This window comes from Eubacterium multiforme (assembly GCF_030813415.1).
GTDB lineage: Bacteria > Bacillota > Clostridia > Clostridiales > Clostridiaceae > Clostridium > Clostridium multiforme.
In genome coordinates, this window is sequence record NZ_JAUSUF010000006.1 from 19,903 (window position 1) to 39,284 (window position 19,382).

A 19,382-nucleotide genomic window follows, 5' to 3' on the forward strand; every position below is an offset into this window, starting at 1 on the left:
ACAAAAAAGTAATTAATTTTAACTTAACTCTATCATAAAACGGCAATTTAATCACTTTATGCCTTTATTATATAGGAAATTTTATCAGTTACAATTTCTATTTACGTCAAATTTTTCAGGAATTGATAAAAACATAACATGTAAAGTTAAATAAATATTCAAAATTATGAAAAATAATATATAAAAAATTTATCTTTTTATTATAATTCTATAGATTTATATTTCTTCAATACAAATTTTAATAAAAGCAACACTCCTAATATTGTAAATAAGCTTATAAATATTAGAACAACATTTAAATTCTCTAAATTAAGTGTGAATTCTTCTAAATACTTATAAATGCTATTTATTACGTTCATAATCACTATAATTATTAATATTGGAATCATTCTAATGTAATAAGCCATTCTACTTTCAGGATTTAATAAATTTACATATAAATTTACCAAAGAAGTTATATAAAATAATATAAATGTTACTAATATTCCACTAATTCCAACTATTATATTAATATTTGCATAATGAGAATATATAATTTGGAATAATACATTAGGTATTTCATATATTATAAATATTACAATTGGTGTAATACTTTTACTAATAACAATTTCTTCTTGTTTTATTGGAAGAGATCTAAATAAAAAATTTAAGTTATTTCTTTTTCCTAAAGATTTTGCAATTATATAATTTATACTACATGTTAAGAAAAATAATATATAAATAAAATAATATATATTAAACTTTTCATACAATTCAATATCTAATATATTTTTATTATTAAACTCAATAAAAAAACACCCACCAAAAATAAATAAACATATAAAATAAATAATATAAATCTTTCTTTGAATTTTTATATCATTTAAGACAAGTTTAATCATACTATTTCACATCCATTCTTTTATATATGAAATTAGTTAATAGAAAAGATATAAAGAAAACTATTATAGACATTATAAAAAATATTAAATTAAATTTATTTATACTATCTATTTTTGATATTATATCTATATTTTTTAAATTATCCATTACAATGAATAATATAGAAATTATAACTCCACTAAAAACAATATTAGCTATTCTATAGTATTTACAACTTAATATTATAAATATAGGCTCAATTATAGATATATATATTAACTCTGCAGCTAAAGTCATCATAACTATTTTAGTATTTAACTCTATTTCTGGCTTAAATATTAAACCTAATACTTTATATAATATATAACAAACTATATTAACCAAAACTAAATAAATTAATGCACTTATATATTTTGATATAATGTAGTTTCTTTTTTTTATTGGTAATGAATTTATATATATATTAACTTTACTTCTTTTTTCTACTTCAATAGTTGTTAAAATAAGAAAAAATATTATAAATCCTCCTGCAAAATATACCCCTTGAGACCCTCTATTTAACAAAAATATAATTGACATAAAAAGTAATCCAAAAGCAAGACTTTTAATAAATTTCTTTTGAACAAAAAATTCTACTTTCAATAAATTTTTCATAGCTAAATCTTCTCCTTTTTTGAATAATATACAATAATATCATCAAGTGTGGCTCTCTCAAATATAAGATTATCAAAATTTCTATTTAGCTCTTCACTATTTTTAGTTAATCCTTCAAAATTGTATTTTGATTTTCTAGTTCCAATTAAATATTTTCTTATATTGTCATCAAAAACTTCTAGTGGTCCTTTAACTATAAAATATTCTTCTAAAAGACTATCTTTTTCTATTGAAAATTCAACTTTTCCATTATTAATAAATGTTATATAATCTGCTAATTTTTCTAAATCAGATGTTATATGTGTTGAATAAAGTATTGAAACTTCCTCATCTCTTATTAAATCAAATAAAATATCTAAAAGTTCACTTCTAAATACAGGATCAAGCCCTGATGTAGGTTCATCTAATATTAAAAGTTCTGCATTATGTGAAAGTGCAATAGCTAATGAAAATCTAACCTTTTGCCCCTTTGATAAATCTTTTACCTTCTTTTTATCATTTAATTTAAATTTATCTATATAAAATTTAAATTTATCTTCATCCCACTTAGAATAAAAAGGTGCTATAAGCTTTTTATTTTCATTTATTGAAAAATCTTCATAAGCATAACAATCATCATATACAAAACCTATTTTATCTTTTATTTTTACTTCATTATCTATTAGATTTTCTCCAAATATTTTTATCTGTCCTTTATCTAATTTAATTAAATTCATTATTGCTTTTATTGTTGTTGTTTTCCCAGCTCCATTAGGTCCAACAAGTCCCATTATAAAACCTTTAGGAAGATTAAAACTTATGTCCTCTAATAAAAAATCCTTATATCTTTTTCTTATATTTATAACTTCTAATGCATTTTTATATTCTTTCATAAAATTCTCTCTCCTTTATCTTTTAAATTTCCTTTAATGTTTTAAGCATTTCTATTAATTCCTCAAATTCCAATCCAATACTATTAGAAATATCTATAATTTCTAGTAATTTATCTTCAATTTCCTTAAGCTTTTCTTCCTTTAATAACTCTTTATTTTGAGGAGCAACATAAGAGCCTTTGCCCTTAACTGTATATATATACCCTTCCTTTTCAAGTTCCTCATAGGCTCTTTTAGTTGTTATTACACTTACTCTAAGGTCTGATGCTAAGTTTCTTATTGAAGGTAATAATGTATCCTCCTTTATTTTTCCTGAAATAATTTCATCTTTTATAGCTTTTAAAATTTGTTCATATATTGGCATTCTTGATGTGTTAGAAATAATAATATTCAAAATTTCACCTCTTTTAAGTTAATCTTTCGTTGTGTATATACTGTATATAGTGTGTATATACAGTATATGTTCTTCTATATATTTTTGTCAATACAAATTAAATATATTTTTTATTTTAATGAACAACAAAAAAAACCTCCATAGACAATTATCTATAGAGGCTTTTAAATATTATTCTTTTTCTATATTTTCTTTTGTTTTATTTTCTTCTTTATAAACTTTATTATCCTTAGGAGCTGTATTTATATTTTTAAATGAATTCACTATTATATATCTACTATCTCCCACATTCATATATTCTATTTTAACCTTATCTCCTACTTTACTTAAAGCAGCTTCCCTTGAAGTTTCTGTTGATACTGAATAAATGTTATCAGATCCTTTAAGTTTTATATCATAAATACTAGATCCCTCTTTAACAACTAATCCTATTCTTTCAATTTCACCTTCAATCTTTTTGGCATTATTACTTCCTTCTAAAGAAATATTTGTATTTGTTAATACTTCTAAATATTTATTCAATGTAGATTGAAGTGAATCTCCAACTGAAACAGTATTATAGTTTTTAACATTAACCATAGCATAATTTTTTACTAAACCATTTGCATCCTTTAATGTCATAAAATATGTTGGTTCATTTTGAATATTTATTAAATAAGGAAATGTTGCAGTATATTTATATTGCTGAACCTTACCTTCTGCTGATTTCATTGCTGCAGTTTCTGTTGCTCCTGATGTTTTATACATTGTTGTCTTTCCATTTCTAGTATTAGTTAAAGTAAATCCAACTAAACCTTCATCATTTCCAACTGAAGTTATTCCAGTATAATAATAACATTCATTATTGTTATAAATTAAATTCATTCCTTCTGTTGATACTAATTTATCCTTATCACTAAAATTAAATACTCCATGAACTAATTTACCCCATTTATCAATATAATTTTTGATAAATTTATCTGGTTGAATTCTATCAACCCACTTTGGCATATTTTCAATATCATATATTTCTGATTTACCAGTTTGAGCATCAATAATTAAAGCTCCTGTAGCTTTAGCTTCTGTTATACCAACACCTGTATCATATCTTGTAATAACCCAGTAAGGATTTCCGCTATCATCTAATTCAAATGTATAATCTGTATGTGCAGATTTCATATCTCTTAAGAAAGCTGCTCTATCTAAATCAGTTAATAAATAAGATGATGGTAAATATTTTATTTTAAGAGGTTTCCCATTAACTTCAGTTACAAGTTGAACATCATTTTGATTAGTAGCACTAACCTTTACATATCCTGGAGTTCCTTCATGATTTGAAATCCATTTAAATAATGATGAATGTTCAAGTGGTGCTACATAATAAAGTTCTCCATTAATACTTTGAAGAGTTAAATCACCAACATAAACCTGACTACCAAGGCTTGGTATCTCCCCTAACTTTTTATCTGCTAATTTATCTGCTAATTCTTTATCTATTGTAGGTAATTGCTTTAAATCAATATGTTTTATTTGACTTGAAAATTCTACACCATCTACAGTTCCAATTAAATTTCTATGTGCCTTATAGCTTATTAATGGACTAAAGATTATATTAAGAATAAAATATAAAACTATTCCAAGAACACCAAAAGTAACATATTTTTTACTTAAATGAGTAACTCCATAAATAATACTACATAGTACAAAAGGAATAATAATTGGTAAAAAGCTTATTGAAATATCTAATATTAACTTGCTCTGTACCAATAATATTATTGCCATAATTAAATATGAAATTATAAGCCATTTTAAATATCCTTTAAATGATGCATCTTTTTTCTTAATAACATTATCCTTTTTTTGTTTAATCCTCGATATAAAGTCAAAAATATTTGAAAAATCTCCCCTATTATCCATATCTTAAATTCTCCTTCTTGTTTAAATTGTTTATATTATATCATAATGTAATAATTAATACCATATACAATTAAAATTTATTCATTTTTTGTTAAAACTTTATTGTTTTTTAAGGAGAATTTATCATATATTTTTATAATTTTATAGATATACAAAAATGTATGCACTGGTAAAACTTCACAATAAATATTTTTCATCAATTAGCAAATTCTAGCTTTACTTTACAACCTTTTGTGAATCAAAAAAAAAGAGCTTTAAGTTCTTCTTAGTAACTTAAAACTCTTTATGTTTTTTATTTTAAAATTCTTCTAGCTCTTCCTATTTGACTCCAAGGAACATTTGCTATTTTTACATAGTCATGAGAATGTGGTGCTTCTAACCATTTTCCATTTCCTATATACATACCAACATGTCCAAGGCTTCTATAGAATAATAAATCTCCTGGTCTAACATCATTTAATGAAACTTCTCTACCAGCATTTATTTGATCATAAGTTGTACGTCCAATGTTTATTCCAACTTGTCTAAAACCCCAGTATAATAATCCAGAACAATCAAATGCTCTATATCCATTATTTATATATCTTGATGGAATATTATATTTACCTTCTGATGCTTCTCCTGGGAACATTCTCTTAAACATTCTTAAACTATCATGAGTTATAAACTCACCACTGCCTCCCCAAATATATGGTGAACCAATATGAGATTTTAAAATACTATATACTCTTTCATAAGATGCAGATGATGTAGATGAACCTGAATTTCCTGATGAATTAGCTTCATTCTTATTAATTAATTTAATATAATCTGAACTTGCATATCCAACTTTTCCATTTGCATTTACTTTATACCAGCTGCCATTTCTTTCTGTAATTTTAAATGTTTCTCCAGGGAATAAATATCCAACTACTGAACTATTTGTACTTGGACCTCTTCTTAATCTTAAACTAGTTGAAACATTAACAACTTTTCCATATTCACTTACAGATTGTCCTGATGAACTGCTACTAGAACTACTTCCACTATTATTACTACTATTTCCTTGTCCAATTACACTTACATAATCTTTGTGTACATATCCAGTGCTTCCATCATGTTTTATTTTATACCAACTACCTGATCTTCCTACTATATCAAATGTTTGTCCATCTAATAAGTATCCAATTACTGAACTATTTGTACTTGGTGCATTTCTTATTCTTAAATTTGAAGTTATATTAACAACTTTTCCTCTACCTTTTTCTTGTACTTCATTGTTACTACTTCCACTATTTGAACTACTTGAATTACTGCTACTACTGCTTCCTTGTCCTAAAATCTTAACATAGTCTTTGTGTACATATCCACTATAACTAGTTGTTTTAATTTTATACCAATCTCCTGATCTTCCAGTAATATCAAACTTTTCTCCATTTGAAAGATATCCAACAACTGAATGACTAGTTCCAGCTCCACTTCTTATTCTTAAGCTACTTGTTACATCTACAACTTGTCCAACTTTTCCGCCTAAGTTATTGTTATTATTATTATTGCTATTACTATTTGAACTACTTTCACCAGCTTGTCTTACATATTCACCATAAACGTATCCTGTACGTCCATTATGATTAATTTTATACCAGTCTCCTGATTTCTCTAATATATCAAAAGTGTTTCCTTCATATAAATAGCCAACAACAGAATGATTTGTACCTGCTCCACTTCTTATTCTTAAACTGCTTGTTACATTAACAACTTTTCCTTTACCTTTAGCCTTTTCAGAACTTGAATTATTGGATCCTTCTTTTATATATTCGCCATAAACATAGGCTGTTTTTCCTTCAAAATCAATTTTATACCAGTCTCCTGATTTTTCCTTTATATTTACTTTATCTCCATTACGTAAATAGCCTAAAATTTCTGAATCAGTACTGGATTTAGCTCTAACTCTAAGAACGCTTGTTATGTTTACTACATGTCCTGATAATTTATACTCATCAGCATGAGCAACTGTATTATGCATTAATGCAGCTCCAGTTCCAGCAGAGGTAGCTAACATTAAAGCTACAATCTTCTTCTTATCCATTCTATCACTCCCATATGTTCAAATTATAACACTCTACATCTTAATTCTACTCTATTTTTGAAGATAATTAAAGAAAATTTTATGGTTTATGTAAATTTTAAACATAATATAATTATTTATAGAGTTTATTAATAATTAAAGGGCATAATAAATTAGTTTTTTAATCTAAATCATAATAGGTAAAGTACTGCAACCTATTCCTCCACCAACTTTTATTATTTCATCATATTCACAATAAAATGCTTTATATCCTGCTTTTTTTAATATCTTCATTACTTCTGTATCGCTGCATATTATTCTTTTCTTTCCAAGTGCTAAAATATTTGTTCCAAGATTGTCTGCACTTTCATTAGATATATGATAAATATTTTTTATTTCTTCCTCTATTTTGTCACTATCATATACATAATCACTTAATATTGCTGATTTTTTATCTAATATATTAAATACACAATCTAAGTGCAGTTTATTTTCTGAATCAAATCTTATAGGTACAACCTTATATTTTAATTTATTATCTTCAACATATTTTGTTAATTCTTCTATTGCCACTTCATTAGTTCTTTGGCTTATACCCACAAATATAGTTGATCCAAAAATTACAACATCTCCACCTTCAATTTTATTTTCAAATACATAGTGTTTAATCTTATTTTTTCTAACATATTCCATAAGATTTTTTGTTTCTTTTTTTCTACTTACAGAGGTTAGATTACATATAAGTAAAGTATCACCTAAAGAAATTCCTAAGTCACGAGTAAACACTTCACTAGGTCCACATTCTGTATTTAAAAAATAATATTTTATACCCTGTGCTGATAATATATTAAGTAAATTATTATAATTATTAAATACCTTCTCTTTGCAGAAAAGATTTTTATATTTATTATTAGGATTAATGATTTCTAAATAACTTGGGTATCTCATTAATACATATTTTATTTCTTTCATATTTTATTCCTCTTTCGCTATAATCTCACAATTTATTCTTCCAAAAACTAAATGTTTTGTCAATGATATTTTATTATTTTATAATGTATCACACTTAAAGAATAATTAACAGTATTTATCACAAAAAAGAGGGATTTTAATTTCCCTCTCTTGAATTATTTTTCTAGTTCTTTTTCATTAAGTTTATCTTTATCTTCTTTTTTAGTGTCATCTTCTTCATTAAAAGTACTTTTATCTTCTAATTCATTACTTTTTTTAGTATCATTTTCTTCTTTAAGAGTACTCTTATCACTTGATTTTTCTAATTTATCTTCTTTTTTATCCTTTGATATATCATCATTTACACTAGTTTCCTTTTCAGCTCTTTCCTTTTTCTTAGAAATTTCTATTTTTTTTGCATATCCTTGTGGTGGAATAGATTTTGTAATTTTTTTATCTAACTCTATTGAAACATAATCTCCAACTTCAAATTTGATTTTTTCTTTTTCTTTGCATTCTTTGTTCATTTTAGTATTCTTATCAACTACAACAACAATTTTATCTTTACATACTCCACAAGCTTTCATATATCCATTTACAACTATTTTTACATCTTTGGAATCATTACACTTTTCTACTGAAGTAATTTCTCCAATTAATATAGGTTTTTTAAATTCTGTTGCTGATGCTGAAAAGCTAAAAATTCCAACAAATAATACTGCACTAAGTATAATCTTTTCAAAAAATTTTTTCATACTCTTTTGCCTCCTTTTAGTGAATACAAAAAGTATTTTCCCTCAAACATTTAAAATTTATTCAAATATTTATTTTTAAATGGCTACTTTATATTTTATATGAATATAATTTTAATGAGAGTAATATTTAGGAGGCTATATAATATATGAATACAAAAAAATATGAACTATTTCAAAGAGGTAAATGTTTATTTCTCTATCTTTTAGTTTTACTTGTTATAGCCTTTTTCATTACAATAATTACAGATTTTATATATGCTGATGTATTTCTTATTCTTGGTTTAATAACATCAATTATTGGAGGTTTTTCTTTATATGGAGAATCTCATATTGGCAGCGGAATTAATTCTTTAGGTCAAAGTAATTCCCAGTATGTTTCAAGAGCTGATTTAGAAATAACTCATCATGAGAAGGAATCTTTAGATAGAGCTAATAATGCTTTAAGGACAACTTTATTTGATGTTAAATTTCACAGTTTTGAAATAATGCTTTCAGGAATAATATTGATTATATTAAGCATAATATAAAAATTCACCAAAAAAAGGTGCCTTAATAGACACCTTTTTTTATTTTAATTAATCTTCTTTTTTAACATTAATTGAAATTCCAAGTTCTGAAAGTTGTTTTTCATCTACTATGTTTGGAGCTTCACTTAAGTAGCAATATGCATTTTGATTTTTAGGGAATGCAATAACATCCTTAATATTTTCAGTTCCAGCTAAGAACATTATCATTCTATCTAAACCAAATGCTAAACCGCCATGTGGTGGTGGTCCAAATTTAAATGCTTCTAATAAGAATCCAAATCTATTCCAGGCTTCTTCCATAGTAAAGCCTAATGCCTTAAACATTCTTTCTTGAAGCTCAGTATCATGTATTCTTATTGATCCTCCACCTAATTCTTCTCCATTTAATACTAAATCATAGGCTATTGATCTAACCTTTCCTGGATCTGTTTCTAAGAATTCTAAATCCTCTTCCATTGGTGCTGTAAATGGATGGTGACATGCTGTATATCTTCCTTCCTCTTCACTATACTCAAATAATGGGAATTCTGTAATCCAAGTGAAATTAAATTCATTTTTATCTTTAATTAAATCAAGTTTCTTTGCAAGTTCTAATCTTAATGCACCTAAACTTTGGAATACTACTGAATTTTTATCAGCAACAATTAGCACTAAGTCTCCCTTATTTGCATTAGCTTTATTTAAAAGATTTTCCATTTGTTCTTCTGATAAGAACTTAGCTATTGGAGATTGTATTGTACCATCTTCTTTAACTTTTATCCAAGCAAGACCCTTTGCTTTATATGTTTTAACAAATTCTCCAAATCTATCTATATCTTTTCTTCCAATTGTAGCTCCACCTTCAACACAAAGGCATCTTACTGATCCACCATTTGAAATAGCATCAGAGAATACTTTAAATTCAACATCTTTTACAGCTTCTGTAAGGTCTTGAATTTTCATTCCAAATCTTAAATCAGGTTTATCTGAACCATAGCTTTCCATAGCTTCTTTAAATGTCATTCTCTTAATTGGAAGTGATACTTCATGTCCTAATACTTCTTTAAATACATGGGCTATTAAGCCTTCATTTAATTTCATTATATCTTCTTGATCAACAAAGCTCATTTCTAAATCTACTTGAGTAAATTCTGGTTGTCTATTAGCTCTTAAATCCTCATCTCTAAAACATTTAGTTATTTGATAGTATTTATCAAAACCTGATACCATTAATAATTGTTTAAATATTTGAGGTGATTGAGGAAGTGCATAAAACATTCCTGGATAATTTCTTGAAGGAACTAAATAATCTCTTGCTCCTTCTGGAGTACTCTTAGTTAAAATAGGAGTTTCAACTTCTAAGAAACCATTATTATCTAAATAATCTCTAACTGCCTTTGATGCTCTGTTTCTTATCATAAAAATTCTTTGCATATCTGGTCTTCTAAGGTCTAAATATCTATATTTTAATCTTATATTTTCAGCTGCATCTAAATTTTCTTTTATATATATTGGTGGAGTTTCTGATTCTGAAAGAATTTTTATATCCTCACATTTTAATTCTACAAGACCTGTAGGTAAATCCTTATTTGGAGCTTCTCTTAAAACTACTTCTCCAGTTACTGCTATACAATACTCTGGTCTAACTCCCTTTGCCTTTTCAAATACTTCTTCTTTAACGTCGTCTCCAAAAACTACCTGCATTATCCCAGTTATATCTCTTAAATCAATAAACTGTAATCCTCCAAGTTTTCTGTTTCTTTGAACCCATCCCATTAAGGTAATATTTTTACCTACATGTTCTTCTCTAGGTTCACCACACATCATTGTTCTTTTTAATCCGCTAAGCGCTTCTGCCATATGTGATTCCTCCATATCTATTTAATTATTTTTCACAATTTAAATTTAATTAATATTAAGCTTTAATAACTTCTTTTATTTTTTCTAAATCATCTATACTTAATTCAAATTGTTCTCCATCTTCCATTCTTTTAAATCTTGCAACTCTATTTAAAAGTTCATCTTCTCCTAAGACAACATTAAACTTTGCTCCAATTTTATTAGCATATTTCATTTCTGCCTTAAAACTTCTTCCTGCATGATTTATTTCTGAACTTACTCCAATTTCTCTTAAAGCATGAGCTAATTTAAAAGCTTCCTTAGCTCCATCTTCTCCTCTAGCTGCTAAATAAAGTTCTACTACAGGTTCCTTTGGAATTTCTATATTTTCTTTTTCAATTGCCATTATAAGTCTTTCTATTCCCATACCAAATCCAACAGCTGGTGTTTCTGGTCCACCAATCTCTTCAATTAGCTTATCATATCTTCCTCCACCACATACTGTGAAATCTGAATTTAATATTTCAAATATTGTTTTAGTATAATAATCAAGACCTCTAACTATACCTGGATCTATATTGTATTCTATTCCTAAAATATCTAAATACTCTTTTACCTTACTAAAGTGATCACTACATTCTTCACATATGTAATCTAATATTATAGGTGCATTTTTTGTAATTTCTTTGCATTTATGTTCCTTACAATCTAATATTCTCATAGGATTTTTTTGGAATCTAGTTTTGCAAGTAGGACATAATCCTTCATAATTTTCTTCTAAGAAATTTTTTAATGCTTCATTATATTTAGGTCTACATTTAGGACATCCTAAATTATTTATATTAAGGCTTAAGCCTTTAAGTCCAATTTTCTTTAAAACAGTCATAGCAAGTGCCATAACTTCTGCATCTATTGAAGGTTTCTCACTTCCAAACATTTCAATTCCATATTGATGAAATTGTCTATATCTTCCCTTTTGAGCCTTTTCATATCTAAAGCAAGGAGTTATATAAAAAAGTTTAGTTGGTTGTGCTTCATTAAATAATCTATTTTCAATAAAAGCTCTAACTGCTGGTGCAGTTCCTTCTGGCTTTAATGTTATACTTCTCCCACCTTTGTCTTCAAAAGTATACATTTCCTTTTGAACTATATCTGTTGTTTCTCCAACTCCTCTTAAAAATAATTCTGTATGTTCAAATATTGGAGTTCTTATTTCCCTTATTCCAAAATTCTTTGATATTTCTCTAAATATATTTTCAACATAATGCCATTTATAAGCATCACTTGGTAACATATCCTTAGTACCCTTAGGTGCTTGTATTTCCATCTATTTCCCTCCTACTTATATAAAGTATCAAGTAATTTAATCTTACCTTCAACCATTTCATCAATTCTTTTTACATATTCTCTAACATCTTTAACATTTGGAAATCTTTCTATTCTATTTTCATCTAAAAAGACTACTTTTGATACTGCATCAGCTCCAAGGGCTATTATTGTTTGAGTATCTTCTATCATCTGCATATTATAAATGCATTCTTTACCTTCCTTTGCATAACCTAGGTTTTCCATATTTCCAACCATGTTTTTTTGTCTATACATGTAATATGCTTTAAGTCCTAAGTCTTTAGAGAGTTCCTTACTTAAACTATACATTTTAGCAATTTCCTCTTGTCCTTTAATGCCAAGACCTTTTTTTAGTATGAAATTTTCATAAAGTCTTGAACCTCTTTTTAATGAAAGACCATGTATTGTTAAACTATCAGGCTTAAGTTTACTTATTTCATTAACAGTATTTTCAGCCTCTTTAATACCTTCTCCTGGAAGTCCAATTATCATATCCATATTTATATCATTAAATCCAAGGTTTCTTGCCATATTAAACTTTTCTTTAACATCTTCTACTGTATGATTTCTTCCAATTAATTTTAAAGTATTATCATTCATTGTTTGAGGATTTATACTTATTCTTGAAACATTATACTTTTTCATAGTATTTAGCTTTTCTTCTGTGATTGAATCAGGTCTTCCACATTCAACTGTAAATTCTGAAAGGTTTTTATTATTTACAAATGAATTATAAATCTTATTCATTATATCTTCAAATTCTTCATTAGAAACAGCTGTTGGAGTTCCTCCTCCAAAATAAACTGTTTCTATCTCTAAATTTTTGTTATCTACATATTCTTTAATCTTTTCTATTTCATAAGAAAGTGCATTTAAATAAGGAGTAACAAGTTTTTTATTTCCATAAATAGGATTAGATGCAAAGGAACAGTATAAACATCTTGTTGGACAAAAAGCCATTCCTATATATATAGCAATTTTTTCATGATTAATATTTACAAAACTTTCTTCACGTTTTGCAACCTCTATACAAAGTTTTGCCTTTTCACTACTTGCTAAATATTTGTCCTTAAAATATTTTACTATTTCTTCTTCACTTTTTCCTTCATTAAGAAGTTTTAAGGCAATCTTAGAAGGTCTTATACCTACTAAGATTCCCCAAGGATAATCATCATTAGTTAACTCCTTAAGACTTTTAAATACTACCTTTTTAATTGAATCCTTTATATTGTCATAAATCTTTTCTTCTCTTTCAAAGTCTTCTTTTTTAAATACAACTTTTTCATCGTATACAGTTACCAAATAATCAAACTTTTCTTCTTCTTTAAACTTTAATTCATCTAAAGGAAAATATAAATTAAACATTTGATATACATCATATCTATATTTTAAATCATTTAATCCTATATTAATTACCATAGTTTCTCCTTAGTTTAAAAATGGATTATATTTCTTTTCATATCCTACTGAAGTCTTTGGTCCATGACCTGGATATACATTAATATCATCACCTAATGGTAATATTTTAGTTTTTATACTATTTATTATTTTGCCAAAGTCTCCTCCTGTAAAATCTGTTCTTCCAATAGATCCTTTAAATAAAGTATCTCCTGAAAATAAATCATTATCAATTAAGAAACATACTCCTCCTTCTGTATGTCCTGGAGTATGAAGAACCTTAATTTTATGATTTCCAATAGAAAACTCTGAGTCTTCTGATAAAAGTCCATCAGGTTTTCTTATATTTCCAAATATATAATTGTCACTTTCCATATATTTAATTTCATCACCATGAACATAAAATGGAATATTAAATAAACTACTTAAATGCTCTACTGCTCCTACATGATCTAAATGTCCATGAGTTAATAAAATAAACTTTGGCTTTACATCTAAATCCTTTATTATTCCTTCAAGTCTTACATCATCTCCACCTGGATCTAATATGCAAGCTTCCTTTGTATCTTCATCAATTACTATATAACAGTTTGCATCATACATACCTGCAGGTATTGTCTTTATTATCATAAAAGCATCTCCTTTAAGATTAAAATTGTTTAAAGCTATCAAGTAAAATTGTTACAGGACCGTCATTTTGTATATCTACCTTCATATCTGCACCAAACTCTCCCGTTTCAACCTTTAAATTTGTCTCTTTCAACATTTCTATGAACTTATCATATAAAATTTTAGCTTCTTCTCCACCTTTGGCATTCATAAAATTAGGTCTTCGCCCTTTTCTACAATCACCATATAAAGTAAATTGGGAAATTGCTAAAATTTCTCCATTCACATCTAATAAAGATTTATTCATCTTATCATTTTCATCTTCAAAAATTCTAAGATTTATTATTTTATCCTTTATATACTTTAAATCTTCTATTGTATCCTCTTTCGAGATTCCAATAAGAACATTTAATCCTAAATTTATTTTTCCTACTACTTCCCCATTAATTGTTACCTTTGAGGAAGAAACTCTCTGTACTACAGCTCTCAAAAAGAACACATCCTTTTTAATTATTCATTCTATATACGTCTATTACCCCTTTAATCTTTCTTATAGCTTTCATAAATTCCTTTAATTGTTCAATTGAATTTATTTTAACTTTTACATTTATTAAGGCTACATTGCCTTTAGCTGAATTTGCATTTAATGCATTAAGAGGTAATCCCTTTTCATTTATGATAATCATTATTTCAGATAAAATACCCATTCTATCTTCTGTCTTTATTTGAATCTCAGCTACATATCCTGAACCTTTAGCTTTACCAAAACTAGCTTCAACTATTTTTTCAGGTTCTGTTTCTATTAATGTTTTTAAATTACTACAGTCTTTCCTATGGATTGATACTCCTCTTCCTTTAGTTATATATCCTAAAACTTCATCTCCTGGAACTGGATTGCAACATTTGGCAAATCTCACCATAATATTGTTCAATCCCTTAACTGTTATTCCGTAATTTTTTTCTTCTTCTTTATTTTTCTCATGTCTTTCATTCTTTTGTATCTGTTCTTCAATATTTTTTTCTACAAGTTCTTTAGAATATTTTTCTTTTTCCTCAATATTGTCTTCTTTAAGTCTTGAAACAAAAGCTGAAGGACTTATCATTCCCATTCCTATATTTGCATAAAGATCCTCTAGTTGATGAACATTATATCTTTTAAGCATTTTTTCATAAACATCACCTTTAGCTATATCACTAAAAGTAACACATTGCTTTTTAAGTTCCTTTTCTAAAAGTTCCTTACCTTTATCAATATTTTCTTCCTTCTTAACTCTCTTAAACCACTGTCTTATTTTGCTCTTTGCTTGATTACTCTTTGCAATATTAAGCCAATCCATATTAGGACCTTTAGCTACTTTAGATGTTATTATCTCTACTATTTCACCAGTTTTTAATTTATAATCTAAAGGAACTATTTTTCCATTAACCTTTGCTCCAACACATCTATTACCTATGTCTGTATGAATTCTATATGCAAAGTCAATTGGCGTTGAACCACTAGCTAGATTAATAACTACGCCCTTTGGGGTAAATACAAATACTTCATCTGAAAAAAGATCTATTTTAAATCCTTCCATAAACTCTTCTGCATCTGAAGTATCCTTTTGCCATTCTAGTATATCTCTAAGCCATGCAAGCTTAGTTTCAAAGTCCATACCTTTATCATCATCTGTACCTTCTTTATACTTCCAATGGGCAGCAATACCATATTCAGCAGTTTTATGCATTTCAAAAGTTCTAATTTGAATTTCAAAAGTTTTTCCTTGTGGTCCAATTACTGTTGTATGTAAAGATTGATACATATTAGGCTTAGGCATTGCTATATAATCTTTAAATCTTCCTGGAATAGGTTTATATATTGTATGAACAATTCCAAGAACACCATAGCAATCCTTAACAGAATCGACTAAAATTCTTATAGCCGTTAAATCAAAAATTTGCTCAATACTTTTATGTTTTTTAACCATCTTCCTATATATACTATAAAAATGTTTTGGTCTTCCTTCAATGTCAGCATCTATACCTGAATCTTCAAGTTTCTTTTGCAAATCTTTTATAACACTTGCTATATATTCTTCTCTTTCTCTTCTTTTTTCTGCAATTTTATAAACTAAATCATAATATTCCTCTTCATGTAAATATCTAAAAGCTAAGTCTTCAAGTTCCCACTTTATTTTAGACATACCAAGTCTATGAGCAAGTGGTGCATATATATCCAAAGTTTCCTTTGCCTTTTCCTTTTGCTTTTCCTTTTTCATAAACTTTAAAGTTCTCATATTATGAAGTCTATCAGCTAATTTTATAATAATTACTCTAATATCCTTTGCCATTGCAAGAAGCATTTTTCTAACATTATCTGCCTGTTGTTCTTCCTTGGTTTTATACTTTATCTTTCCAAGCTTAGTTACACCTTCTACTAAGTTTGCAACTTCAACACTAAATTCACGTGCCATATCTTCATAAGTATAATCTGTATCTTCAATTACATCATGTAAAAGTCCTGCAGCAATTGTACTAGTATCCATTCCAAGTTCAGCTAAAATACAGGCTACATCTATAGGATGTATTATATATGGCTCTCCTGATTCTCTACTTTGATTTTTATGAGCTTCTTTTGCTAAATTATAAGCTTTTTTAATTATTTCAATGTCAACATTGTTACAATTTTCGTTTATAAGTTTAATTAAATCTTCTATCATTAGGATTACTCTCCCTTAAAATAGTATAAAAACTATAATTACTAAAATCAAAGGCTGGTTTTCTAACCAGCCATTATCTAATATTATATAATATTGTCAAATCATTTTCAATAATTTTAAATATTGTATTTTGTTAGAGACTTAACATCATAACCTTTAAGTTTATCTCTTCCTTTTAAGTCTGTAAGTTCAATAACAAAGTCTAATGACACAACTTCTCCACCTGCAAGTTCTACTAGTTTAGCAACTGCTTCTATAGTTCCTCCTGTTGCTAATAAATCATCAACAATTGCAACTCTTTGTCCTTTTTTTATAGCACCTTTGTGTAACTCTAAATTATCTGTACCATATTCTAAATCATAAGCTATTGATATAGTTTCTCCTGGTAATTTTCCTGGTTTTCTAACTGGAATAAAACCTACACCTAATGCATAAGCAACTGGAACACCAAATATAAATCCTCTAGCTTCTGGACCTACTACAACATCTATGTTTTTGTCTTTTAAATTTTCAACAATTTGATTAACAGAATCTCTTAATCCTTCTCCATCACCTATTAATGTAGTTATATCTTTAAAGCTTATTCCTTCTTTTGGAAAGTTTTCAACTACTCTTATCTTATCTTTTAAATCCATATTAATTCCTCCAATATTTTAAGAATTTTAAATAATGATTATTTTTTATTTTTGACATATCTTTGTATTATATAAGTATTTTGATATTTGTTCCGCTCTGTCTTCATCATTTGTAGTAAGTAATTCCAAAACAATTCTTGCATTATTAATCATACCAACTGCACTTGTAGTTGGAGTAATTAAATTTATCATCTTTTCTATGTTATCATCATTAAGTTCTTCTATATCATTAAATTTAATGACTGCTCTAAGACCAATATTATTTGTATTATCTAAAAACTTCTTACCTTCTTTTAAGAAGACTGCATTTTCTCCACTAGGAGCTGCTCCTGCCCACTTTGTTCCAATTAAAATTAAATCTAGATATTTATTAATACTCTTCATATTATAATAAATAGCTATTGCCTGCATTAACTTAAAAGTTAACGCACTAATAGATAGATTTTTATATCTATACTGACAAATTTTTTGTTTAGGATTTATGTATATATAATTTTTCTTTTCATCTGTCTTTTTATTTTCAAGAACAATTAAATCTATTCCAAGTCTTTCACATAATTCTACTTCTTCCTGTGAAAGAAGATCTAACCCTAGTGCAATAAGCACTTCTCCTCCCAAAAAATCTACCTTTGTCTTTATATCAAATGAATCTACCTTTTTACATTCTTCCAGTCCGTCGTGTATTAAATACTCTATATCTGCATTTAAGTATCTTAGCACTAAGCTTAAGGAAGCAATTGCACAAATACCATCAACAGTGTTTGTTCCATATATAATGATTTTCTCCCTATTATTAATAGCAGTAACAAGACGTTCAATAGACTTGTTCATATCTTTTAAAATAAAGGGATTGTATCCTTTTATGTAATTAGGGCAATATATGCTCTCCCAAAACTTACGCATCACTTACTATCTCCTCCATAAAATTAGAAAACAATAATATTATAATTTAAAACAGTTAATTTGACAAATATTTATGAAAAAAACTTAAAAAACCTTCAAAACTTTGTTTTGAAGGTTTTCATTTTGCTATTAAATTAGTAAAATTATTCTCTTACTACCTTCTTTTTTGATCCTCTTTTTTTAAGCCAAACCCACATTGGTGATGCTATAAATATTGATGAATATGCTCCAGTTGCTATACCGATTATAAGTGGAAATGAGAATTCCCTAACTGTTGGAACAAAAATATTAACAGCAACTATTGTAAACAATGTAGTAAGGGTAGTGTTTATTGACCTTGACATAGTTTGTGTTAAACTCTTATCTGCTATTTCTGTTGGAGTACTTCTTCTCATAAATTTTGAATTTTCTCTTATTCTATCAAAAATAACTATAGTATCATTTATTGAATATCCTACAATAGTAAGTATTGCTGCAATAAATGGTGAATTAACTGTAATATTAAATATTGCATATACACTTAGTGTTATTAAAATATCATGGAATAATGCAGTTAATGCTGCTATACCAAATTTTATTTCGAATCTTATTGCTATATAAACAAGCATACAGATAAATGCTATTCCAAGTGCTAACAATGCTTTTTGAGTAAGTTCTTTACCTATTGATGCTCCAATTTCATTTTGAGAAACTATGGCTTTATCACTTAATCCATAATCTTTCTTAAAAGTGTTAAATATTTCATTAACTTTTTGAGAATCTAAATTTGCTGATTTAATTTCATATTCAGTTGAATTAACTGTATTTGTTACTGCATTAGGTGCATACTCTTTAACAACCTTATCAACTGCTGACTTATCGAATTCTTTACCAAAGTTAAAGACTACTTGTGTACCACCCTTAAAGTCTATACCGAAATTAAGTCCTCTTGTAAACATGAAACCTAATCCAACAACTATAACTATAAGGGATAAAGTAATCCATATTTTTGCGTGCTCAATTATCTTTAGCATAGC

At 26.9% G+C, this 19,382-nt stretch carries 18 protein-coding genes; 1 reads left to right on the top strand and 17 read right to left on the bottom strand.

The window, feature by feature from the left end:
- Positions 1-200 precede the first annotated feature (200 nt).
- The 8 genes from J2S18_RS09470 to J2S18_RS09505 all read right to left on the bottom strand — a co-directional run bounded on the left by J2S18_RS09470 (position 201) and on the right by J2S18_RS09505 (position 8,430).
- Positions 201-881, bottom strand: a complete 681-nt coding sequence (locus tag J2S18_RS09470; protein ID WP_307486216.1) for an ABC-2 transporter permease — start codon at positions 879-881, stop codon at positions 201-203.
- A gap of 1 nt (position 882) precedes the next feature.
- A complete protein-coding gene (locus J2S18_RS09475; RefSeq protein ID WP_307486218.1) occupies positions 883-1,515 on the bottom strand; it encodes an ABC-2 transporter permease in 633 nt (210 codons plus the stop codon).
- Between the two features lie 2 nt (positions 1,516-1,517).
- On the bottom strand, positions 1,518-2,387 hold the full coding sequence (locus J2S18_RS09480; protein ID WP_307486221.1) for an ABC transporter ATP-binding protein: 870 nt from the start codon (positions 2,385-2,387) through the stop codon (positions 1,518-1,520).
- 22 nt (positions 2,388-2,409) lie between these two features.
- Positions 2,410-2,781, bottom strand: coding sequence for a GntR family transcriptional regulator (locus tag J2S18_RS09485; RefSeq protein WP_307486224.1), 372 nt, complete (start codon positions 2,779-2,781; stop codon positions 2,410-2,412).
- Between the two features lie 171 nt (positions 2,782-2,952).
- Positions 2,953-4,542 (bottom strand): cell shape-determining protein, encoded by a 1,590-nt coding sequence (locus tag J2S18_RS09490; RefSeq protein ID WP_307486609.1) that lies wholly within the window; start codon positions 4,540-4,542, stop codon positions 2,953-2,955.
- Positions 4,543-4,969: 427 nt separating this feature from the next.
- Positions 4,970-6,745, bottom strand: coding sequence for a C40 family peptidase (locus J2S18_RS09495; RefSeq protein ID WP_307486227.1), 1,776 nt, complete (start codon positions 6,743-6,745; stop codon positions 4,970-4,972).
- 165 nt (positions 6,746-6,910) lie between these two features.
- Positions 6,911-7,696, bottom strand: coding sequence for a dimethylarginine dimethylaminohydrolase family protein (locus J2S18_RS09500; RefSeq protein ID WP_307486229.1), 786 nt, complete (start codon positions 7,694-7,696; stop codon positions 6,911-6,913).
- 155 nt (positions 7,697-7,851) lie between these two features.
- Positions 7,852-8,430, bottom strand: a complete 579-nt coding sequence (locus J2S18_RS09505; RefSeq protein WP_307486232.1) for a hypothetical protein — start codon at positions 8,428-8,430, stop codon at positions 7,852-7,854.
- Between the two features lie 146 nt (positions 8,431-8,576).
- Here J2S18_RS09505 and J2S18_RS09510 point away from each other — a divergent pair, with 146 nt between their 5' ends.
- Entirely contained in the window at positions 8,577-8,957 is a 381-nt protein-coding gene (locus J2S18_RS09510) for a hypothetical protein (protein WP_307486235.1), read from the top strand.
- A 48-nt stretch (positions 8,958-9,005) separates the two neighbouring features.
- On the opposite strand, the gene aspS is transcribed toward J2S18_RS09510, so the two are convergent.
- From aspS to secF, 9 genes are all read right to left on the bottom strand, one after another.
- A complete protein-coding gene (gene aspS, locus J2S18_RS09515; RefSeq protein ID WP_307486237.1) occupies positions 9,006-10,796 on the bottom strand; it encodes an aspartate--tRNA ligase in 1,791 nt (596 codons plus the stop codon).
- Between the two features lie 55 nt (positions 10,797-10,851).
- Positions 10,852-12,102: a histidine--tRNA ligase gene (gene hisS / locus J2S18_RS09520; protein WP_307486239.1), complete on the bottom strand. Its 1,251-nt coding sequence runs from the start codon at positions 12,100-12,102 to the stop codon at positions 10,852-10,854.
- A gap of 11 nt (positions 12,103-12,113) precedes the next feature.
- The gene (locus J2S18_RS09525; protein WP_307486242.1) at positions 12,114-13,541 is read right to left on the bottom strand and encodes a coproporphyrinogen III oxidase; all 1,428 of its coding nucleotides are present in this window, start codon (positions 13,539-13,541) and stop codon (positions 12,114-12,116) included.
- Between the two features lie 9 nt (positions 13,542-13,550).
- Positions 13,551-14,150 carry an MBL fold metallo-hydrolase gene (locus J2S18_RS09530; protein WP_307486245.1) on the bottom strand — a complete coding sequence of 200 codons (600 nt, stop codon included), beginning with the start codon at positions 14,148-14,150 and terminating at the stop codon, positions 13,551-13,553.
- Between the two features lie 19 nt (positions 14,151-14,169).
- The gene (gene dtd / locus J2S18_RS09535) at positions 14,170-14,619 is read right to left on the bottom strand and encodes a D-aminoacyl-tRNA deacylase (RefSeq protein ID WP_307486248.1); all 450 of its coding nucleotides are present in this window, start codon (positions 14,617-14,619) and stop codon (positions 14,170-14,172) included.
- 16 nt (positions 14,620-14,635) lie between these two features.
- A complete protein-coding gene (locus J2S18_RS09540; protein WP_307486250.1) occupies positions 14,636-16,828 on the bottom strand; it encodes a RelA/SpoT family protein in 2,193 nt (730 codons plus the stop codon).
- 116 nt (positions 16,829-16,944) lie between these two features.
- On the bottom strand, positions 16,945-17,463 hold the full coding sequence (locus tag J2S18_RS09545; protein ID WP_307486253.1) for an adenine phosphoribosyltransferase: 519 nt from the start codon (positions 17,461-17,463) through the stop codon (positions 16,945-16,947).
- A gap of 45 nt (positions 17,464-17,508) precedes the next feature.
- Positions 17,509-18,366: a DHH family phosphoesterase gene (locus J2S18_RS09550; protein ID WP_307486255.1), complete on the bottom strand. Its 858-nt coding sequence runs from the start codon at positions 18,364-18,366 to the stop codon at positions 17,509-17,511.
- A gap of 143 nt (positions 18,367-18,509) precedes the next feature.
- Positions 18,510-19,379 carry a protein translocase subunit SecF gene (gene secF / locus J2S18_RS09555; RefSeq protein ID WP_307486257.1) on the bottom strand — a complete coding sequence of 290 codons (870 nt, stop codon included), beginning with the start codon at positions 19,377-19,379 and terminating at the stop codon, positions 18,510-18,512.
- Between the last annotated feature and the right edge of the window lie 3 nt (positions 19,380-19,382).